Source organism: Pleomorphomonas sp. NRK KF1, from assembly GCF_023721755.1.
In the GTDB taxonomy this organism is placed as follows: domain Bacteria; phylum Pseudomonadota; class Alphaproteobacteria; order Rhizobiales; family Pleomorphomonadaceae; genus Pleomorphomonas.
Map to the genome: position 1 here is coordinate 111,098 of NZ_JAMDLH010000009.1, position 21,139 is coordinate 132,236.

Consider the following 21,139-nt stretch of genomic DNA (forward strand, 5'->3'; position numbering starts at 1 on the left):
TTGGCTTGGAGTTCGAGACCTCACCACGCCCACTCGCGCTCCCCCTGCTCGACCGGTCGAGCGGCGGTGAGCCGGCCGCAGCCACATGTCGGGAGAGGCCCCTTCGCGCCTCCCAGACAAGCATTGACGAAAGTGCGCCATGGGTCGGCTCGAACCGCTTGGGTGCTGAAAGGACTCGTACCCAGCGGCGTTGACGCTCGGTTCAGATGAAGATTCAACGCGGCCAGCGAGCGAGCGTTCAGAGGTTCTTGCGCGGGCAGACTCCAAACTGCGGCCTGCACGAGCAAGACCAGATCGTTCCTCGACAAAACAAGGGAAGCGACGCCCCAACCAGCCACTTCGCAAAGTGATTCAGCAAGCTCGCATGGTGATTCCGACGTCTGATGTCCTGATTCAGAAAAGCCGCCCAAAACGCCCGCTCGCCGTTCAGGCTTTGATTCAAGTTGAAGCGGAAACATTGAGTCTCCTGAGTCACTTGCGAGGGGTTCTTGATGCCTTGTTTCGGCAGTTCATGCTGTGATTCAGGTGATTGACCTGTCCGCTCGCAGCCTCGCCCCAAGCCGCCAAACGCCGCCATTTTCGGCCAAGTTCACGGCCAGCCACCAGCGCATGACGCCGGATATTCTCAGGGCATCAACCACGTCCCGCCGGCAAGAAGAACCGACTTTGTGGGTCGTCCATCTCCGCCCTCGCCCGCGTCACCGCACCGACCGCCGGCATGGCGAACAGACACGCTCACCTCACAACAGACACCGCCTTGCCGCGACGACAGGCACCTTAGAGAAGAGACGCCGATCTTGAAGCGTCGCCGTACATCTCTCGATCAGATCCCCGACAAAACCATCGCTTCACCGCCGCCAGGCACGAGACGTGGACAGGCCGCAAGCAAGCCGTACGAGAGCCGGGTGAAGCATGTCAGGCACAGGACGGACACTACCTCAAGATGCAGCCAGCGGGCGGCTGGAACTGCCAGCCTCACCGGAGAGAACCGGGCACTTCAATCAATCGGGAACTGGCGTGCGCCACCATCAGGAGCCGCGACGATTTGCCAATTGGGTCTCGCGCCTCGTTCTGAAGGCGAGCCCGCGTCGGAAACCAGATCGTCTATCGGTCAACGACCGCCACTGGGCGGGGGTAGCGTCGCCCCGTACCGCGGAGGTCCACACGCCCCGCTTCCGAGCCAACCCTGGTCGCCACGGGCAACTGAAAGTGTCGGCAGTAAACACAGACTGATCAATATTCCAAACACGCCTGCGACACGAAGCCGCCCTCAAGGCAGAGCGTACGACGCGCCAGCCGCCATGTCATGATCGAGGGCATCGACTGGTGGAGAAGTGTCGGGGCCAAAGGACCGCCACTCCGTCAGCCGGAGACAGCCCGTCAAGACCGTCGGTTCGAGAAGAAGATGACCATCCTGTCCGACAGATACATGCCTAAAGAGCCGTGTGGACAAATCGCAAAATGCGACTCGGAACAAAACAGGATCATTGTGGTGGACGCGGCCCGCGCATGCTGTCATGATTGGCAGGCATTTATCGTCCGAATCCATTGCCGAACTTCTGGGTCGCCCCATGTCCCGCGCCGAGCGTCTTCTCACCTTGGTCCAGGCCTTGCGCCGTCGTCGCCGTCCGGTCGCCGGGGCCGAGCTCGCGGCCGAGCTCGGAGTATCGCTACGCACGCTTTATCGCGACATTCAGGCGCTGATCGGCCAGGGCGCGCCGATCGACGGAGAAGCCGGCATCGGCTACGTGCTGAGGCCGGGCTTCATGCTGCCGCCGCTGATGTTCACCGAGGACGAGATCGAGGCATTGGTCTTCGGCGCGCGTCTCGCTGCGACGAGAGCCGACGAGCGGCTGGCTTCGTCCGCCGAGAACGCGCTCGCCAAGATCGCCGCGGTGCTGCCGCCCGACCTCGCCGACCGGATGGACGCCACCGGCCTGATCGTCGCTCCGGCCTGGAACGCCAATCGAGACGGGGTCGACCTGTCGCTGGTGCGCGCCGCCATCCGCAACGAGACCCGGCTCGAGTTCTCCTATGTCAACGAGAAGGGCCTCGCGTCCCGTCGCGTCGTCTGGCCGATCGCGGTCGCCTTCTTCGAGCGTGTGCGCGTTCTCACCGCCTGGTGCGAACTGAGGGCCGACTACCGCCACTTCCGTGTCGATCGCATGTCGGACGCCATCGACCTCGGCGTCCGCTATCCGCGCCGCCGTCGCGTTCTCCTCAAGGAGTGGCGGGAAATCGAGAGCGCCGAGCCCGCCTGGAGAGAGGTGGCCGACGCGGCCGACCCAGTGGCGGTGCCGCGCCGGAAGTCGGCCTGACAGCGCGCTTCAGTAGCCGTTGTAGCGCCCCGGCTTGTGATTGACGGCCAGAACGAGGTTGAGCACCACGGCGCCCAGCACCGACAACGCGACGTTTTTCCAGTCGAGCACGAGGAAGGACGTCGCGAGGATCATGAGATCGGTGGTCAGCTGGAACTTGCCGGCCCGCCAGCCCAGCTTTTCCTGAACGAAGGCGGCGAGGATGCCGATCCCGCCCAGGCTTGACTTGTGACGGAACAGCATCAGCATGCCGACGCCGGTCAGCGCGCCTCCGGTGATCGCGGAGAACCAGGGGGCGCTGTAGCCGATGGCGAAGGCGTCATGCATGAAGTAACTCTCGACGGCGAGCAGGGCCACGGCCGCGAAGGTCTTCAGCGTGAACTCCTTACCGAGCGTCACCCATCCGAAGGCGTAGAACGGCAAGTTCAGCAGGAAAATGACCGGGCCGATGCCGAACTGGGTGACATAGTGGATGAGAAAGGCGGCACCGGCGGTGCCGCCCGTGCCGAGATGAGCGTCACGGAAGAACTCGATTCCGACAGCGGCGAAGAACGTTCCCATGGCAATGGCCTGCACGTCGTCCCAAATCCCGTGCTTGCCGTCGTCGCTTCTGTCGATGCTCACCATATGAATGCCAGCCTTTCCCGAACCCGCCTCTCGCTCTCTGTCACATCCTCTCGGTCGTTGCCAGTGGCGTGACGGACGCGGAGCGCCGCGGCATGCCTGCCCCGGCCAGAATTGCGCAACCGCTGTGCAAATGCCGCGCCACTGGCGGCGAGATGCCGCCATTCTGACATTGCGGAACGCGGACCGCGGCTTATCCTTCCTCTCGCGCGCGTCTCTTCGACGGCGCAACGCTGCCGGCGGCAATGCCGACTCGAACAGGGGTGTCACCATGAAGATTTCGGCGCGCAACGTCCTTGAGGGCAAGGTTGTCAAGGTCACCAAGGGCGCCACGACCGCCCATGTCGTTCTGGAGGTCGTCGGCGGTGCCACGGTCACGGCGGCGATCACTAACGAAGCGGTCGACGATCTGGGCCTCAAGGTCGGCGATGCGGCGAAGGCGGTAGTCAAGGCATCGGACGTGCTCGTCGCCATCGACTGACCCACCGGCACTGCCGGCGGACTCACATGAGCCTTCGTGAGTCTCCATGACTCACCATAACCGGCGTACCGCCTGGCGCACCCTACGCCCGGCGGCGTCGCTTGCGGCCCAAAAGACCCGGCAACCGCGTCGGCCATGTGACGATGCGGTCCTGCCAGTCTTCCACAGGCCAGTCCTCCTCGCGCACCGTCTTGCCGCGAACCGACACGCCGGCCCGATGAACGCTGTCCGGATCTCCCGAGACGAGCGGGTGCCAGTCGTAGAGATCGCGCCCTTCGGCGACGAGACGATAGGCGCAGGTGGTGGGAAGCCAGGTGAGCGTGCGCACCTCATGCGGCGTCAGACGGACGCATTCCGGCACTTTCTCGGAGCGATGGGCATAATCGCGGCAGCGGCAACTTTCGCCGTCCAGCAGCGAACAGCCGATATCGGTGTACACGACGCGGCCGGTGTCCTCGTCCTCCAGCTTGTTGAGGCAGCAGCGAGCGCAGCCGTCGCACAGACTTTCCCACTCCGCGTCGGTCATTTCCTCGAGGCTTTTGGTGCGCCAGAAAGGCAGCTTGTCGTCGTTGCCGGTGTCGTCAGCCATCTTTTTCTCTGCGATCTGGTAACCGGGGCCGGAAAAGGTTAGTTTTCGGCTTCCGAACATTCCTAACGCTTGGGCTCTACCGTGCCGGAATTCAAGAGCAATCCGCGCTGGCGCCTCTGGCTTCTCCGAATCGATGCCTTCGTCGACTCGGCTGCCTGGAACGCCTCGAAAGGTTTCTCGCGGTTCTGGGGCGGCCTTGTCGACTATTCCGGCCTGATCCGCCTGCGTGGGTGGAAGCGCGCCTTCTTCGAGCTGGCGTCCGAGGGAACGACGCTCGGCGCCGCCGGTTCCATCGTCCTGCTGCTGTTCGCCATTCCGGCCTTCAAGGCGACGGAGGGCGATTGGCGCGCCCGCGGCGACTATGCCGTCACCTTCGAGGACAAGACGGGCGCCATCATTGGTCGGCGTGGCATGTTTCTCGATGACAGCGTTCCACTGTCGGCAATGCCGCCCTACCTCATCCAGGCGACGCTGGCCACCGAGGATCGACGCTTCTACGACCATTTCGGCATCGACCCGCTCGGCACCATGCGCGCCATCGTATCCAACGCCAAGGCCGGCGGCGTCGTCCAGGGCGGCTCGACCATCACCCAGCAGCTCGCCAAGAACCTTTTCCTTTCGAACGAGCGCACCCTCCAGCGCAAGGTCAACGAAGCCTATCTCGCCCTTTGGCTCGAAGCGCAGCTGTCCAAGGACGAGATCCTGAAGCTCTATCTCGACCGCGCCTACATGGGCGGCGGCACGCACGGCGTCGCGGCGGCTTCGGAGTATTATTTCGGCAAGTCGGTCAGGTCGCTGACGTTGGCGGAGGCGGCCATGCTGTCCGGCCTTTACAAGGCGCCCACCAAATACTCGCCCAACAACAACCTCGCCGCCGCGCGCGCCCGCGCCAACCAGGTCCTGTCCAATCTCGTCGAGGGCGGTTTCATGACGGAGGCGCAGGTTGCCTCGGCGCGCCGCAATCCGGCGACGCCGGTGCCCTCGGCAAGCGGCAACGCTCCGGACTGGTTCCTCGACTGGGCCTTCGAGGAGGTGAAGCGCATCGCCCCGCCGGGTGATCGGACCATCACCGTCCGAACGACGCTCGACCCTTCGGTCCAGAAGACCGCCGACGCCGCCATTGCCGAAAGCCTCCGGAAGTATGGTCAGCAATACAAGGTGAAGCAGGCCGCCACCGTCGTCCAGAGCCTGGACGGCGCCGTCCGGGCCATGGTCGGCGGCAGCGACTACGGCGAAAGCCTGTTCAACCGCGCCGTCTACGCGTTGCGCCAGCCAGGTTCGTCGTTCAAGCCCTTCGTCTATGCCACGGCCTTCATGAACGGCTACGCCCCGGAAGACATGATCTCCGACGCGCCGATCACCATCGGCAACTGGAGCCCGCGCAACTACGGCCGCTCCTATGCCGGCCGGATATCGCTCAGAACCGCCATCGCCAAGTCGATCAACACGGTTCCGGTGCGGCTCGCCGAGAGCCTGGGACGTGGCAAGATCGTCGATACCGCGCACAAGCTAGGTATCCGGACCGAGCTCAAGATCACGCGCGCCTTGCCGCTCGGCGTGGCCGAGGTCACAGCCCTCGACATGGCCGGCGCCTATTCGGGGTTCGCCACCGGCGGAATCAAGTCGACACCCTACGCCATCGAATGGACCAAGACGCGTGCCGGCGTGACCACCTATGATCGGGCGCGCGACGAGTCGCCGCCCGAACAGGTGTTGCCCGAGGAGATCGCCTACGAGATGAACAGCGTGCTGTCGACGGTGGTGAACGCCGGCACCGGGGGGCGCGCAAGGTTTCCCGGGCAAATGCAGGCCGGCAAGACCGGCACGACACAGGCCTATCGCGATGCCTGGTTCGTCGGCTACACCGGCTGGTACGCGGCCTCGGTGTGGTTCGGCAACGACGACTACACCTCGACCGCCAACATGACCGGCGGCAGCCTGCCGGCCATAACCTGGCACTCGATCATGGAACCTATCCACGCCGGCCTCGCCTTCAAGCCAATCCCCGGCGTCCCCGTGTCGGCCGACGTCCTAGCGTCGGTCGGAAAACCGGCCGAAGTGGCTGCGGCCGCGCCGACGGCAACCGTTTCGCCGCAAGCCCTGACGCCGGCGGCGGCGGCGGTGATCCGCGATGTCGGCGACAGCATGCGTGCCCGCGTTCCGGCGGCGAAGGCTCGGGAAGCGGCCCTCGTACCCGCTGCCGGCGACGAGTCGATCAGCCTCCGGACGCCATCGGACGCCGGACGATCGAACAGTCTTCTCGACGGCCTTTCGCTGCTCGGCGCGTCCGACGCCGCTCTCCCTCGCTGACCGGTCGCGCCAGTGTTTGCTACCATCCGCCTCATTCTGGTCACGCTTGCCGGCGTCTTTCTCGGCCTTGCTTCGGCCTGGTGGGCCGTGGCCAACATCCATTTCGATGGCGCCCAGACCATCGGGCAGTGGTCGATGCTGGAGGACGACGCCAAGGCCAACCCTTACGAAGCGGCAAGGGCGGCCCGGCGCGGTGGTGGTGGCCTCGGGCCGAGCGAGGGGATCGAGCTCATCACCGAGACCTCCGCCGACAACAAGCCTCTTCAGGCGGCGTGCGCCTATCTGGTCACCGGTCCGATGCCCCAGGGCGTGCTCTGGACGCTGACGGTCTCCGATCGCGACGGTCATTTGCCGGTCAATCCGGCCCGCCGCTTCGGCTTCACCTCGCTCGACGCCATGACGTTCGGTCCCGCGCGTCAGGTTCGCATATCGATCGGACAGGAGGTTCGGCCGGGCGACTTCGTGGCCACGACCGGGCTTTCAAGCCTGCGATTGACCCTTCGCCTCTATTCGCCGACGCTGGCCGCGCGCGCGCCAAGCCGCGACCAGTTGCCATCGGTCATGCCGCTCGGCTGCGATCAGAGGGGAGCGTCATGATCGATACCGGTCTTCGCTGGTTCGCGGCGACGCTCTGCATCGCCGGGCTGACCCATATCGCAGCCATCCTTCTCGCGCCCAGCCATTCCCGCGACATGGCGTTCACCGGCGTCGATTTCAGCAAGACGGACGGCACGCTCGTTCTCGTCGACAACCGCAATACGTCGGCCGATCTCGATCCGGCTTTCCTCAACGCCGTCTGCCGCTTCGATGACGAAACCGGACCGGTTCGCCTCACGGGCACCATGCCCGGCAGATACTGGTCCGTCGCGGCGATGTCGGAGGACGGTCGGATTCTTTCGACCCTGTCCCGAGAAGATTTGCGCGGCACCGACATGGATCTCCTCGTCGGCCGCACCGCCACGCTCGACGCCGTCAGGCAGTCGGCCGGCCTTGAGTCCATCGAGACGATGTCATTGCCGGTCGATCGCGGTTTCTTGCTGCTCCGCCTGTTTGCCGGCAGCCTCGACGATCGTGGCCGCGCCGAAGAAGCCCTCAAGGATCTTCGGTGCCGCCCCGCCCTTTCGGAGTGACTGCGGCGTTTACTTCTGCGGCACCGGCTCGTCGAACGGATCGGGTGCGTTCAACAGGCGAGAGTGTCGGTGCGGACCACTCGGAATCGCCGTCCGTATCGGCGGAGCTCCGACGCACTTCGAAAAGACCAGCGTGTCATAGGCGCGGTTGGCGGCGAACAGTTGATCGGAGGGCGCTTCCACCTGGAAGTGGTCGATGGCGTATCGATAGGATGCCGCCCGATAGCCCAGCGCCTGCCAGACCCATGAAATGGCCTCCTCATTCTCCCATACACGCGCCTCGGCCCCCTCATGGAGCCGGGCCTCGACGAGACGCTGACGCCTGAGGGCGCCGAGTCGCTCGACGTCGGCGCGGCGTACGCGGGCCGCGACCTGGCAGAAAGGCGGGATCAGGGCGGTATCGGAACCGGCGTCATCTATGACCCGCGTCCAGAGCGTCTCGGTCGACGTGCGGCCGTCCGAGAGCAGATAGCGATGATAGCGACCGCGATCGTAGGCCGGCTCCAGGAGCGGCAAGGCGATCTCCGGGAACATGGCGGCGGTCTCCGCCGATATCGAGGCGCCCCCCTTCAGGATCGGCAGGATACGCGTCCGCTCGCCTTCGACCAGGCTGTCGAGCCACCAGTCCCGCACATGCGGCGCCCGCACGAAAGCCCAAACACGATTGCGCAGCTCGATCTCGTCATCGGTCAGCGGGAAGCCGGACACCGGTTCCTTTCGCACATGCTCCGCAACCAGATTGCCGGCCGTCGGCAACAGCGTATCGTGCAGGAAAGAGGGCTCGGCACGCCCGAAGTCACCCGTCGGCCGGCCGCAGGCGGTGACCGCAAGCACAACCAGAGCCAGCGCACCGCCAGCCCTCATGTTACCCAACCGCGCGGCCAAAATGCTTCTCCGGTCAATTCGGCCGGAGTCTTCCGGATTCGCGCGGCGGGCGCAAGCCCACCCATTTCCGGACCTCCCAGCCGGATGCGGTTTCACTTGCCGGATTCACTCGAACGCGATGGATGTAATCCGCCCCTTCCAGAAGGGGTAGGTCTTGCCGCCCGCCGCGCGGGCAATCATGAACGCGTGGGGGATCATCATGCCCGCCACCGGCCGATAGTCGTCGCGGCTCACATGCTCGCCAGACCCATGGTAGGAGGTGGTCAGATCGCCGTCCTGCTCCGCATCGAACCCGGCAAGGCTGCCGTCCGGGCGGAACGTCGCAACCAACGCCGCTTCGAGGCCGAAACCGGAGACGATCGCGCGGGCGTGCGTATCGTCGATGCCTTCCCAGCGAACAGGGCCGCCCGGCAGCAACGCCATCGGGTAAAGCGGGCTTTCCAGAAGCCAACGGCGCAGCGAGGTGCGATTCAGCTCGTCGGTCGCGCTTTCGTCGACCACGGTCAGCGTCGAGGCGATCTTGGCGCGCATCTCCATTCGTCCATCGGCGAAAAAGTCATAGGCGCGCGCCCAAACCCCAGGCACGATGGGCGTCGTGGCGGCGAACAGAAGTGCCGGCGTCCTGACGGCGATCGTCTGGGAGGCCGTCGTCCGGGCAAAGTCCTCCGTGAGAGGCCGCCGGAAGTCCCCCTCCTCTGCGATGTTCACGACGCGATAGCCAAGCGTCGCGTCCGGAACTGCGAACTCGAGATAGCGCCTCACCGGCGCAGGCAGGGCTTGCATCGCGGCCGGGTCTACCGACGCCGGCTGGAAGGTCCGGGCTATTCGGCCGACGGTCACCCTGTGCCCCTCGATCTCGCGTTCGGTCAGGAAGGACGAGATGCCGACGATGGTCACGGCGCCCACGGCGACGGTGACAAAGGCTGCGAGCGCGAGAAAGCGAGGCCGGATCATCCTATTTCCCCTTTCTGTTCCAGTCGCTTGTCGGCTTTGACGCTCCCTGGGAAGACATCCGCCGACAAGAGGCGTACAGATATGTACGTCTTTACCGATCCGTATAGAAGTGTACGGTAAAAGTAAAGCCTGCGAGGAGAGACATGGACGACGGGACAAGGCGGAAGCGGGAAGTCGAAATCTACGAGGCGGCCTACGAGCTGTTGTCGCAGAACGGCTACGGCGGCGCGTCGATGCTGCGCATCGCAAAGGCGGCGAAAGCGTCCAACGAAACCCTTTATCGCTGGTATGGCGACAAGGACGGTCTGTTCAAAGCCATGGTGCGCGAAAACGCCGCGGAAACAAGGCGGCTGCTCGACGAGGCGTTGAGCAGCCGCACCGATCCATGGACGACGCTTGAGAGCGTTGCCCCGGTGTTCCTCCGCATGATCCTGGGGGAGAAGGCGATCCTGCTCAACCGCGCGGCCGCGGCCGATCCAAGCGGAGCCTTGGGAGCGGCCATTTCCGGAGGCGGCCGCAACGAAGTTATGCCCCTTCTGGACGAGCTCATGCGGCGGCTTTGTCTCGATACGGGCAGCAACCCGAAAGATGCCACCGACTGGTTCCTCAGCCTTTTGGTCGGCGATCTGCAGATCCGCCGCGTCATCCACGAGCGGACCGCACTGTCGGAACGGGACATCGACAACCGATGCAAGGCAGGTCTGGCGGCCTTCCGTCGCCTGCTCGGCAGTTCGCAGGCTTGAGGTTACTTCGCTCCGACGCCGGCCGGACGCTTTGGGCCGTCCGGCTTCCGGTCCGAGCCGCGCTTGGGCGATCGGTGGGATTTCATGGCGTCACGCTCATCGGCGAGGCGGGCAGGCAGAACAGTGACCTCACAGAAACCGCTCGTGGGCTTCCGACGCGCGCGCAGAACTGGCAGGCCGAATGCGATCACCTCACCCACGGCACCCTCCAGGGCCGGAACGGTTCACTGCGAACAGCATTGCTCGGGCGGCTTTAACGCCCGTGTACTTTCGCTCTTAAAACCATCTTTCAGCCCTCAGAGTTAACAAATGGTTTACGATTTCGGCGGCATTCTCATCACGTGCGCCGCCGACCGTCATTGCAGGGACCGGCGGGCGAGACAATTACGAGCGGGATGGGTTCGAAATGGCGTCGCCCCCCTTTTCAAGTGGCATTTTCGGCCTCGTCAAGGGCACCGATGGCGCACGCTCCCGCTCGCTTCTCAAGGAAGCCACCGAACTCTACGTGTCCGAACCCGTGCACACGCGTTCCGAGGTTGCGATGTACGAAGAACTGGTGGCGCAGCTCCTCAAGGTGACGGCGCTTCAGGACCGGGTTCGCATCGCGACGCTGCTCGCCGACTACGACGAGGTTCCCGCTTCCGTCATGCGGGCTCTGCTGCATGACATCTTCCCCGTCTCATCGGTGATGATCGAGAAGTCGAAGAGCATTTCCGAAGGCCAGTTGCTGGCGCTCGTCGCAACCACCTCGCCGAGCCATCTCGAGATGATCGCGGCCAGAAGGAACCTCCAGCCGGCCGTGGTGGAAGCCCTGCTTGGGCGTATGCGCGCCGACGGCCTCTCGGCGCTGGCCGCCAACCTGAGCATCAGCCTGCCGCCCAGCGCCGTCCGCCTGCTGGTGGACAACGCCCACGACAATCCCAGGCTGGCGCGACAGCTTGCCGCGCGCATGGATGACGTGCAGGACACGGACCTGATCGACCTGTTCCTCGACCTTGACGGTCGCGGTCGCCGCCGCGTCATCCAGGCATTGGAAATTGCCGCCCTCAGGGAGTTCGCCGCTCGCCGGCCGCTACCGCGCGTACCGATGCCCGATCCCGACAAGGTGGCGACGCTGGCGCGCGCCTGCCTGCAACGCAACACCGAGGCCATGTCGCGCATCCTGTCGGACTTCACCGGTCTCGAAGCCCCGTTTCTGGTTCGCCTGCTCGCCGATCCCGGCGGAGAACCGCTGTCGATCTGTCTGAAGGCCGCCGGCCTCGACAGCGGTATTGCCACCCGAGTCATCCTGTTCTCCGGCGTCGACGACACGCGCAACTACTTCAACGTCAAGCGCCTCGTCGATCTCTACGAGATGGTGTCGCTTCGCTCCGCTCTACTGCTTGTCGACCGTTGGCGCGGCGCACTCCCGTCCGCCAAGCGGACACCGGTCCATGTGCCGCAGACCCAGGCCGGCACCCCCGTCCGGTCGACCGCAACCGGGGCCGGCCGCGACCAGACCCCGGAGGCCATGCCTCAGGCCAGGCGCGATCGCGCCTGACGCAGGGAAGGCGTCATGCGCCTGCAAGTTGATCGGGTCGACTCCGATCTCCGTTCCGGCGGACCGTTCGAACTCGTTCGCCTCCCGGCTTCCCTGGGTTGGTAGCGGAATCCTGTCCGAAATGGAGCGTCGATTCGTCCGCCCCCCGTGCGGAAGGCCGTCTTCTCTCCAAGAGCGTCAGAGTCTCCGTTCCTCGCCTCCTATCCAGCCACAGGCAACTTTGATGTGCAGCAAGCGTCTTGTGTGGCTTTTCCTAGCATTCGCAGGGCATGAACTCGATTTGCATCGTATTGGTGTTACTCTTTTCCAAGTTCCACTTGTTTTCATTTTTGAAGCGCTGTAATGACATGTCCGACAGCAGATCATGGGTTTGTTGCAGCTTCACACGTAGAAATCTTCAAAAAATTCTCCGATGGTGGAGCAGTTAACGAGACGCAACAGAAATATCCGAATTCAAGCAGAACAGGTACAAAGATGAGCGAGATGGAAGACGACCTGACGATAATCGACCTTGCCGCGCATATCGTCGCCGCATATGTCGGCAACAATTCCGTTCCGGCCGCGGAACTGCCGAACCTGATCTATGACGTCGTGGGCGCTCTCAATCGCGTGCAGGGCGGTGCACCGCAGGAAGTCGAAGCCGAGCCGGTTCGTCCGGCCGTTCCGGTCAAGAAGTCGGTCACCAACGACTACATCATCTGCCTTGAAGACGGCAAGAAGTTCAAGTCGCTCAAGCGCCATCTGCGCACCCACTACAACATGTCGCCGGAAGAGTATCGCGAGAAGTGGAGCCTGCCGGCCGACTATCCGATGGTCGCCCCCAACTACGCGGCCGCCCGTTCGGATCTCGCCAAGAAGATGGGCCTCGGCCAGCAGCGCCGCCGCACCCGCTGATCGGCTTTCGCCTTACCAGTCATGACAAACCCGGCCGCGAGGCCGGGTTTTTCTTTGAGCGGTGCCGCTTCGATCCTGCCGAGGGGCGATGTCTCAGGCTCTGGCTTGCTCGGCAATCTTGCGCAGGCGCTCAACCATCGATCTCAGTCCGTTCGAGCGCTGCGGCGTCAGGTGCTCGCGCAGGTTCAGCTCATTGAAGATGGCTTCGGGATCGATGGACAGGACCTCCGAGGCCCGCTTGCCCGAGTAGGTGGCGTGCAGGATGGCGATCAGCCCCCGAACGATCAGCGCGTCGGAATCACCGATGAACGTCACGACAGGATCGGCCTTGTCGTCGGAGAGACTCGGCTTGAGCCACACCTGACTGACGCAACCGCGCACCTTGTGCTCTTCGTCATGATCGTCATCGGCGAGCGGTTCCAGCTCCTTGCCGAGCTCGATCACATAGCGGTAGCGATCCTCCCAATCGTCGAGAAGCGAGAAGTTGTCCCGAATTTCGTCGAGGGTCGTCGCCACGTCCGGTCTCCATGTCTGCCGTGCGGCTTCGGTATAGACCGCGATCACCCGTAAAGAAAGAGACCGCCGGACCTGAGGTCGCGGCGGTCGAGTTCCCGGCGGGCTTGCCGTCGGGCAGGGAAACATCGGCCACCGGTCTTGGCCGGAGTGGCCGTATCAAATGCCCTGCGGCGCCTTGCCCGGTCCGCGCCAGGCGGGGCTGAGGTCGGTGGCAGTGAGCGTTCCATGGTCGACATTCGCCCCGGCCGGATTGTCGGCGAGCGACTGATCGATGAATTCGTAGACCATGCGGGCGCCGGTCTGCGCCTTCAGCATGAACGTGGTGGCCACGCGTCCGCCGATCTCGCAAGCGGTCGGATTACGGCCGCAAAACCCGCTCATGTCGGAAATGGTCGCCTGGGCCGCACTCGCCGCTTCCAGCGCGCCGATCGGCTGCACTCTCGCGGCTTCGGCCTGCTGCTCGGCAGAATGGTCGACGGGAATGAGAAAGATGACAACGGACAGCCAGAATGCCGTCCTCAGGAGAAACATCATAATGCACTTCCCTGTTGTTCATCGCCCTTGGAGGGCGTCCGGATCTTTCGCGGCCGAAACCGTCGCTGTCCGTTCGATGTTCCCGGTTCTAGCAGGGACGTTTTAGGATCGAATTAGGCCGATCATTCAAATCGCAGGGAAATTCGACGAAAATTTGAGTCGAATTTTATCGATCGGCCGCTTTCGTCGAGCAGCACGAGAGATTCGTCAGCTTTATCGTGAACTTCCAAGCACAGCGTGCGCCTGTTCACCTGCGCTTAACCGTGAATTCGATCTTTCCGACCAAATCCCGTTTTGAGGGCGTCTCACCCCCTCGCGTCATGTCTCCCATCAACATTCCATAAAGGGGCGCATGGCACCGTGGCGTCAGAAAAGACAAATGGTCCGTCCCCGAAGCGTAGCCGGCACAGCCGGCAACTTTCGGAAACTCAGGACCAGCATGTCGGAGGTACCCCCGGGCGATTCCCGTGGCGGTGCCGGCCCGCCTGCGATGGGGATGCGTGTTGCGTAACTGTGAGTTCAGAGCCGCGCTGGAGCGCTCGTTTGATCACCTCGTGCACAGCTCGGTGGTCGACGATCCGGTCGAGGTCGACAGGCACAGAGGATTCATCGGCTCCCATCTGGTCAGCGGCTTCTCCGCCTTTGGCCTCATTCCGCCGGCACTCGCCGTCGACCCGTCCTCGGCCGGCTTCACGGCGACGGCCCTTTCCATTCTCGGGCTCGAGATTCTCGTCGCCCTATTCGTCTCCCGCACAGGCCGATTGGCTCTGGGCTACCTTCTGTCCGCCTCCATTCTGACCAGTCTGGCCGTCTGGGTTGCGCTCCATACCGGCGGCCTGGCCTCGTTCGCCGTGGTCTGGTTCGCCATCGCGCCCATCGAAGCGGCCCTCTCCGGCCGGCGGTCGACCGTCGCCGGCGCTGCGCTGATCAGTGGCGCGGGCTTCCTGCTCACGGCCGTTCTCACCCTCACCGGTGACGCCAGCCGTGCCTTCACCTTCGCCGGTGACGGCACGACCATGAACTTCCTCGCCTGCGTGGTTGCCCTCGGTTACGCCTCCGGCGTCGCCATCGGCATCGAGCGGCGCGAGCGGGCGACCTCGCTCTCCATCGCCCGTCAGGAGCAGCGCTATCGCCTGCTTGCCGAGGCGATGAGCGACCTCGTCACCTGCCACAATCCGTCCGGCGACGTGACCTTCGTATCGCCTGCCGCCATGCGCCTGCTGTCGGTGCGGCCAGCCGATCTGACCGCCGACGGCCTGTTCCGGCGCGTCCATATCGGCGACCGGCCGGCCTATCTTTCGGCCATCTCGGTGGCGCTTCACCAGGGCGCGGCGCGCGTGGAGTATCGTCTGCGCTGCGGCGACGAGATCGACTCCGAGGGCTGGATCTGGGTCGAGTCGCACATGCGCCACCTCGCCGACGAGCAAGGCGACGACGCGGTCGTGACGGTTACCCGCGACATTTCCGAGCGCAAGCAGCATGAAGCGGAACTCGAGACGCTGCGCGCCGACTCGGAGGCCGCCAACCTGGCCAAGACCCGCTTCCTCGCCAACATGAGCCACGAGCTCAGGACGCCGCTCAACGCCATCATCGGCTTCTCCGACATTCTCAATCAGGAGCTCTTCGGCAAGTTCGAGTTCGATCGGCATCGGGAATACTCCGGCCTCATCAAGGAGTCGGGCGAGCATCTCCTGCAGGTGGTCAACGACATTCTCGATCTGTCGAAGATCGAGTGCGGTTCCTTCGACGTGAACCCGGAAGCCTTCCGCGTCGGCCCGCTGGTCGATCGTTGCCGACAGATGATGGCCCCTCAGGCCGAGAAGGCCGGCATCCTGCTGATTTCGGACATCGAGCCCAACCTGCCGGAGCTGGTTGCCGACCCGCGCGCCTGCCGACAGATCGTGCTCAACCTCCTCTCCAACGCCGTGAAGTTCTCCAACCGCGGCGGTCAGGTCACCTGTTCGGTCCGCCGCCAGGGGCGTCGCATGGCGATTTCGGTGCGCGACAACGGCATCGGCATTGCCGAGAAGGATCTCAGTCGTGTCGGCAGTCCGTTCTTCCAGGCGGAGACCGGCTACGACCGCAAGCAGGCCGGCACAGGCCTCGGCCTCTCCGTCGTGAAAGGCCTCGTCGCGCTGCATGGCGGCCAGGTGATGATCGACTCCGACCTCGGCAAGGGCACCACCGTCACCGTCCTGCTGCCGATGCACCCGTCGCGCGATGGCGCCGAACCGATTTCCCGCGTTCTGGATGTCGACCAGATCCAGCGCGTGGCGCGGAGGGCCTGATTGATGGCAGGACGCAAGACCCAGGGAAAATCGGGACTTGTCGCCCTTCTGCTCCGGGGCGCCGTCGGGAATCCGATGGCCACCGCCGGCGGCTTGATGATGACGGCGACCGCCATTGCCATCCTGACCAATGCCCTCGCCCTGCAGCCGGGCGTCCATCCGGCGCCGCTGTTCGTCGGAACCCGTCCCGTTGCCCCGACGACGCCGGCCGCCACTCCGGCCCCGACGTTGCGCTCCTCCGACGGTTCCGCCGTCGGGGCCACCGATCACAGCCTGATCGCCGACATACAGAAGGGCCTCAAGGACTTCGGCTACTACAAGGGCGATGTCGACGGCCTCGCCGGTCCGCAAACCTCGCAGGCCATCCTGGCTTTCGAACGCGCCTTCCGTCTCACGCCAACCGGCGAACCGTCGAACAACGTGCTGCTGGCGATCCGGTCGGTGCGGCCGAAAACCAGCCTGAACGGCGAAAGCCCTGTCGCGAGCGATCCGCTGACCGTCGGATCGCTGCCGGCCAACGCCGGGGCGCCGGTGCCCCCACCGAAGCCCGACACCGCCGCGGCTCAGGCGGCACCCGCCGAGGCCCAGCCGGCAGAGATTTCGCTCGACGGCATTGGCGATCTCATAGCCTCGGTCGTTCCGCCCAAGGCCAATGCGAGCCCGGCCGCAACCGCCACGCCTGCGGCGGCGGCCGCCGATGCCAACCTCGCGCGTATCCAGCGCTCGCTGTCACAGCAGGGATTCGGGCCCGTCGCCATCGACGGCCTGATGTCGGCCGAGACCCGTGCGGCCATCAAGCGCTTCCAGGCCTATTACAACCTGCCGCAGACCGGCGCCATCGACGAAGCCTTCGTTTCCCAGCTCGTCAAGGTCGGCGGCCTCTAGAGCACCCGCCGATCAGGTTGAATCAACCTGATCGAAATGCGGCTGCTCCAGCAAACAAACCAAGAGTCTTCGCTTGGAGACCAGATGTTTCAATTTGGTCGGCGAAGGCTCTAGTCACGCGCTTGTCATCCTTCTTTGGCGGGGTGGGACCCGGCAGGTCTTGCCCTCGGCGCGAACCCGTGGTTTGAACGACAGGGTACGCTGTCGAGCATGGCCATGGCCCGCATCACATCCGACTTCTTCGTCTCGGCCTATGTTCGCCGTCGCAACGACGGCGGCTTCTTCACGGCGGTGGTCGGCAGGGGAGCCGCGGAAGCCGGAGCCATTTTCGTCAAGGTATCGCGCCTCGACGGCACTGCCGATCTCTATGGTCCGGCGCCCCAGGTCTATCTGGACGACGTCGACCCGGCGATGGCCGGAGGGCGCGTGTTCGAGCGGCTGCTTGCCGCAACGCCCGAGGCGGACGTCGATGCCCGTCTGCGATCCGAGCGGCGCTTCGATGGCGACTGCTGGATCGTCGAAACCGAGGACCGGCAGGGCACGTCGGATCTCGATATCATCGGAACCTGACCGTCCGGCCGTGTGTTTGCCTGTTGCCCCGCCGGCATCTTTGGGGATATCCCTCCAGCCGTTTTGCAGTTTTCGGAGCATCCATGACCGAGATGAAGCCCCCTTGCGCCGAGAAGCGGCCCGTCGTCACGACCGTTCACGGCGTCGATCTCGTCGATGATTACGCCTGGCTTCGCGCCGACAACTGGCAGGACGTCCTGCGCGATCCCGAGCTTCTCGATCCTGGCATCCGCGCTCATCTCGACGCAGAGAATGCCTTCTGCGATGCCTACATGGCCGACACCGTCTCGCTGCAGGAAAAGCTGGTCGCCGAGATGCGCGCTCGCATCCTGGAAGACGATTCCTCGGTGCCGCTTCCCGACGGTCCCTACGCCTATGCCAGCCGCTACCTCACCGGCGCGCAGCATCCTCGCCTCGTCCGCACGCTGCGCGACGGCGGGCCGGAGGAACTGTTGCTCGACGCCGACGAACTGGCGCGGGGCAAGGCCTATTTCAGCCTGGGCGGCGCCAGCCACAGTCCGGACCACAAGCTGCTCGCCTACAGCGTCGACGATACCGGCTCGGAGTTTCACGTCATCCGCATCCGCGATCTCGACGCCGACGTCGATCTCCCCGACGAGATTCCCAACACGGCCGGCGGCCTCGCCTGGGCGGCCGATTCCCGATCCTTCTTCTACACCTACATCAACGACCATCACCGCACCGAGAAGGTGTTGCGGCACGTGATCGGAACACCGGCCTCGGAGGATACGGTCGTCTATCTCGAAGAGGACTCCGGTTTCTTTTGCGGCGTCGACAAGACGCAGTCCGGTCGCTTCATCGTCATCGACTCGCACGACCACCAGACCTCGGAAGTGCGCCTGATCGACGCGACGGCGCCGGATAGCCCGCCCCGCCTGGTGACGGCGCGTGAAATCGAGGTCGAGTATTCGATCGAAGACGATGGCGACGACCGCGTCTACATCCTCACCAATGCCGACGGCGCCGAGGATTTCAAGATCGTCAACGCGCCGCTCAAGAGCCCGGGTCGAGACAACTGGGTCGATGTCGTCGCCCACGAACCGGGACGCCTCATCCTGTCGATGTCGATTTTCCAGGGGCGCATGGTACGTCTCGAACGGGTGGGTGGCCTGCCGCGCATCGTGATCCGCGAGCTTGCGAGCGGGCACGAGCACGCCATCGACTTCCCGGAAGAGGCCTACTCGCTCGGTCTGTCCGGCTCCTATGAGTTCGACACCAACATCGTCCGCTTCACCTACTCCTCGCCGACGACGCCGGCGCAGGTTTACGACTACGACATGGCAACCGGCGAACGATTCCTGAGGAAGACGCAGGAGGTTCCGTCCGGCCACGAGCCTTCCGACTACGTGACGCGCCGCGTCATGGCGCCGGCGGCCGATGACGAGAGCGTGCCGGTCACCCTGCTCTACCGTGCCGACACGCCTCTCGACGGTTCGGCGCCCTGCCTGCTCTATGGCTATGGCGCCTACGGCATAGCCATTCCCGCCTCGTTCTCGACCCGCATCCTGTCACTGGTGGATCGCGGCTTCGTTTACGCCATCGCCCACATCCGCGGCGGCAACGAGAAGGGACACCGCTGGTACCTGGCCGGCAAGCGCGAGAACAAGCCGAACACTTTCAAGGACTTCATCGCCACCGCCCGCTATCTCGCCGCCGAAGGCTTTACCTCGGAGGGACGCATCGTCGCCCATGGCGGTTCGGCCGGCGGCATGTTGATGGGCGCGGTCGCCAACATGGCGCCCTCGCTCTGGGGCGGCGTGCTGGCTGCGGTTCCCTTCGTCGACGTGCTCAACACCATGCTCGACGCCACGCTGCCGCTCACCCCGCCGGAGTGGCCCGAATGGGGCAACCCGCTCGAAAGCGTCGCCGACTTCCAGTTGATCGCCTCCTACAGTCCCTATGAGAACCTGATGACGCAGGCCTACCCGCCGATGTTCGTGCTGGCCGGCCTCACCGATCCCCGCGTCACCTACTGGGAGCCGGCGAAGTGGATCGCCCGTCTCCGGGCGCTGAAGACCGACGACAACCCGCAGGTCATGCACATCAACATGGACGCAGGTCACGGCGGCGCTTCCGGCCGCTTCGACGAACTGAAGGAAACGGCGCTCGAGTACGCCTTCGCCCTGAAGGTGATGGGCAAGGCTAACTAACTCGTTTTGCTAACCGAAACGCGCATGGGAGCCATGAATCGACTCGTGGCGCATTGCCGCCATCAGGAAAAGTTCCTATCTATCTCGCATGCACCACCGCTGAACGGCGATGCTCAGTTTTAGAACGCTCTTTTTTCCCGAGAGGAGACGACCATGGCTTTCGAGCTGAATGACCTTCCCTATGCCTACGACGCCCTTGGCCCGTACATGTCCCGCGAGACGCTCGAGTATCACCACGACAAGCATCACCTTGCCTACGTGAACAACGGCAACAACCTCATCAAGGGCACAGAGTGGGAAGGCAAGAGCGTTGAGGATGTGGTGAAGGGTTCGTTCGGAAAGAACCCCGCCCTCTTCAACAATGTCGCCCAGCACTACAACCACTTCTATTTCTGGCAGTGGATGAAGCCGAACGGCGGCGGTTCCATTCCCGGCGAGCTTCTCAAGAAGATCAACGAGGATCTCGGCGGTCTCGACAAGTTCCGCGCCGACTTCATCCAGGCCGGCATGACGCAGTTCGGCTCTGGCTGGGCCTGGCTGTCGCTCAAGGATGGCAAGCTTGCCATTTCCAAGACGCCGAACGGCGAGAACCCGCTGGTCGCCGGCGCCACGCCGCTGCTGGGCGTCGACGTGTGGGAGCACTCCTACTACATCGACTATCGCAATCTGCGGCAGAAGTATCTCGAAGCTTTCTTCGACAATCTGGTGAACTGGGAGTTCGTCGCCGAGCTCTACGCCAAGGCCGGCTGAACCAGTTGGCGCCTGCCTGGCGCCTGAAAACGATACGGATTTACTTGGGGCTCCGGCTTGGTCGGAGCCCTTTGTCTTTTTCAGCGATATCTGTTGTCCGACGCAGCGCTAGCCACTATCACTGTCGTTGTGGGTACCGGAGTGGTTCGCACCTCGGTTATTGTTTCCACTCGTGCAACGGTTGACGGGGCCCTATGCCAAAGCTGACGGATTACATCGCTCGAACGATCGTCATCGTCGACGACAGTCCCCGCTTCAGGCGCTTCGTGGCGGGCATGCTCAGCGAGTTCGGTTTCTACGACATTCACGAGTTCTCCGACACCGACACGGCCTTCGAGTTTCTGACCGGCCGGCACGTCGATCTCGTCATGTCGGATCTGGGCATGGAACCGATGGATGGCTTCGCCTTCGCCGACCGCATCCGCCACGGCGGAGCCGTCGTCAACCGCATGGTGCCGATTCTCCTGATGACCGGGCACGCCAGCCGGCAGAACGTCCAGAAGGCGGTGATGGCCGGCATCGACGAAATCGCGGTCAAGCCGATGTCGTCGAACTATCTCGTCGAACGCCTGCTCACCGTGTTCGGGCGGCCACGGGTCTACGTGAAGACGGGCTCCGGGTATTTCGGCCCCGATCGCCGGCGGCGCAACGATCCCAGCTACCGAGGCCCCGAGCGCCGCTCGGGCCAGCCGGCCGAGATCGTCTCGGAAGAGCGCTTGCTCGCCTTGCGCGAAGCCGCCTCCCTGCGGAATCGCGGCCTGCTGCCGGAAGCGCCGGCCAGTGTTCCGCTGCCAGAGAATCCCGGGTTCCTGGTCACCCACATCACCTTCCGCGAAAAGTCGAACGAAGCCGTCTACGGCGATCTCGTGGGCGCGCGCGCCAACCCGACCGTTCCCGTGGTGGTCAAACGTTCCAAGCGGCCGCGCGGGCCGTCTCAGCCGTCGCGAGGCAGCTGAT

The 21,139-nt window shown here is 64.3% G+C and carries 20 protein-coding genes; 14 read left to right on the top strand and 6 right to left on the bottom strand.

What is annotated here, in order from left to right:
* Positions 1–1,571 precede the first annotated feature (1,571 nt).
* Complete coding sequence (locus M4J39_RS20040; protein WP_251730260.1) at positions 1,572–2,318, top strand: YafY family protein; 747 nt, start codon at positions 1,572–1,574, stop codon at positions 2,316–2,318.
* A gap of 9 nt (positions 2,319–2,327) precedes the next feature.
* Here M4J39_RS20040 and M4J39_RS20045 read toward each other — a convergent pair whose 3' ends face one another.
* Positions 2,328–2,945 carry a YitT family protein gene (locus tag M4J39_RS20045; RefSeq protein WP_251730261.1) on the bottom strand — a complete coding sequence of 206 codons (618 nt, stop codon included), beginning with the start codon at positions 2,943–2,945 and terminating at the stop codon, positions 2,328–2,330.
* 268 nt (positions 2,946–3,213) lie between these two features.
* On the opposite strand from M4J39_RS20045, the gene M4J39_RS20050 reads away from it, so the two are divergent.
* On the top strand, positions 3,214–3,423 hold the full coding sequence (locus M4J39_RS20050) for a molybdopterin-binding protein (protein WP_251730262.1): 210 nt from the start codon (positions 3,214–3,216) through the stop codon (positions 3,421–3,423).
* 82 nt (positions 3,424–3,505) lie between these two features.
* On the opposite strand, the gene M4J39_RS20055 is transcribed toward M4J39_RS20050, so the two are convergent.
* Positions 3,506–4,012 carry a YcgN family cysteine cluster protein gene (locus M4J39_RS20055; protein ID WP_251730263.1) on the bottom strand — a complete coding sequence of 169 codons (507 nt, stop codon included), beginning with the start codon at positions 4,010–4,012 and terminating at the stop codon, positions 3,506–3,508.
* A gap of 81 nt (positions 4,013–4,093) precedes the next feature.
* Between M4J39_RS20055 and M4J39_RS20060 the strand changes: the two genes are divergently transcribed.
* The 3 genes from M4J39_RS20060 to M4J39_RS20070 are packed head-to-tail and all read left to right on the top strand — an operon-like array spanning position 4,094 to position 7,452.
* Positions 4,094–6,322 carry a PBP1A family penicillin-binding protein gene (locus M4J39_RS20060; RefSeq protein ID WP_251730264.1) on the top strand — a complete coding sequence of 743 codons (2,229 nt, stop codon included), beginning with the start codon at positions 4,094–4,096 and terminating at the stop codon, positions 6,320–6,322.
* Between the two features lie 12 nt (positions 6,323–6,334).
* Complete coding sequence (locus tag M4J39_RS20065; protein WP_251730265.1) at positions 6,335–6,919, top strand: DUF1214 domain-containing protein; 585 nt, start codon at positions 6,335–6,337, stop codon at positions 6,917–6,919.
* Positions 6,916–7,452 (top strand): hypothetical protein, encoded by a 537-nt coding sequence (locus M4J39_RS20070; RefSeq protein ID WP_251730266.1) that lies wholly within the window; start codon positions 6,916–6,918, stop codon positions 7,450–7,452. The genes M4J39_RS20065 and M4J39_RS20070 overlap by 4 nt, the downstream gene beginning before the upstream one ends.
* Positions 7,453–7,461: 9 nt before the next feature.
* Here the strand turns inward: M4J39_RS20070 and M4J39_RS20075 are convergent, their stop codons facing one another.
* Positions 7,462–8,316 (bottom strand): hypothetical protein, encoded by an 855-nt coding sequence (locus tag M4J39_RS20075; protein WP_251730267.1) that lies wholly within the window; start codon positions 8,314–8,316, stop codon positions 7,462–7,464.
* Between the two features lie 126 nt (positions 8,317–8,442).
* Entirely contained in the window at positions 8,443–9,291 is an 849-nt protein-coding gene (locus M4J39_RS20080) for a DUF6544 family protein (protein ID WP_251730268.1), read from the bottom strand.
* 143 nt (positions 9,292–9,434) lie between these two features.
* Between M4J39_RS20080 and M4J39_RS20085 the strand changes: the two genes are divergently transcribed.
* From M4J39_RS20085 to M4J39_RS20095, 3 genes are all read left to right on the top strand, one after another.
* Positions 9,435–10,034: a TetR/AcrR family transcriptional regulator gene (locus tag M4J39_RS20085; protein ID WP_251730269.1), complete on the top strand. Its 600-nt coding sequence runs from the start codon at positions 9,435–9,437 to the stop codon at positions 10,032–10,034.
* Positions 10,035–10,440: 406 nt separating this feature from the next.
* Positions 10,441–11,574 (top strand): DUF2336 domain-containing protein, encoded by a 1,134-nt coding sequence (locus tag M4J39_RS20090; protein WP_251730270.1) that lies wholly within the window; start codon positions 10,441–10,443, stop codon positions 11,572–11,574.
* Between the two features lie 474 nt (positions 11,575–12,048).
* Complete coding sequence (locus M4J39_RS20095) at positions 12,049–12,468, top strand: MucR family transcriptional regulator (RefSeq protein WP_251730271.1); 420 nt, start codon at positions 12,049–12,051, stop codon at positions 12,466–12,468.
* A 93-nt stretch (positions 12,469–12,561) separates the two neighbouring features.
* On the opposite strand, the gene M4J39_RS20100 is transcribed toward M4J39_RS20095, so the two are convergent.
* A complete protein-coding gene (locus M4J39_RS20100) occupies positions 12,562–12,984 on the bottom strand; it encodes a SufE family protein (protein WP_251730272.1) in 423 nt (140 codons plus the stop codon).
* 156 nt (positions 12,985–13,140) lie between these two features.
* Complete coding sequence (locus tag M4J39_RS20105) at positions 13,141–13,518, bottom strand: DUF5330 domain-containing protein (protein WP_251730273.1); 378 nt, start codon at positions 13,516–13,518, stop codon at positions 13,141–13,143.
* 503 nt (positions 13,519–14,021) lie between these two features.
* Here M4J39_RS20105 and M4J39_RS20110 point away from each other — a divergent pair.
* The 6 genes from M4J39_RS20110 (at position 14,022) to M4J39_RS20135 (ending at position 21,138) form a co-directional block, all read left to right on the top strand.
* On the top strand, positions 14,022–15,806 hold the full coding sequence (locus M4J39_RS20110; RefSeq protein ID WP_251730274.1) for a HAMP domain-containing sensor histidine kinase: 1,785 nt from the start codon (positions 14,022–14,024) through the stop codon (positions 15,804–15,806).
* 3 nt (positions 15,807–15,809) lie between these two features.
* Positions 15,810–16,691 (top strand): peptidoglycan-binding domain-containing protein, encoded by an 882-nt coding sequence (locus M4J39_RS20115; protein ID WP_251730275.1) that lies wholly within the window; start codon positions 15,810–15,812, stop codon positions 16,689–16,691.
* A gap of 216 nt (positions 16,692–16,907) precedes the next feature.
* On the top strand, positions 16,908–17,261 hold the full coding sequence (locus M4J39_RS20120) for a DUF1491 family protein (protein WP_251730276.1): 354 nt from the start codon (positions 16,908–16,910) through the stop codon (positions 17,259–17,261).
* Between the two features lie 83 nt (positions 17,262–17,344).
* Entirely contained in the window at positions 17,345–19,432 is a 2,088-nt protein-coding gene (locus M4J39_RS20125) for a S9 family peptidase (RefSeq protein ID WP_251730277.1), read from the top strand.
* A gap of 153 nt (positions 19,433–19,585) precedes the next feature.
* A complete protein-coding gene (locus tag M4J39_RS20130; protein ID WP_251730278.1) occupies positions 19,586–20,182 on the top strand; it encodes a superoxide dismutase in 597 nt (198 codons plus the stop codon).
* A 194-nt stretch (positions 20,183–20,376) separates the two neighbouring features.
* Positions 20,377–21,138: a response regulator gene (locus M4J39_RS20135; protein WP_251730279.1), complete on the top strand. Its 762-nt coding sequence runs from the start codon at positions 20,377–20,379 to the stop codon at positions 21,136–21,138.
* Position 21,139: the final 1 nt, after the last annotated feature.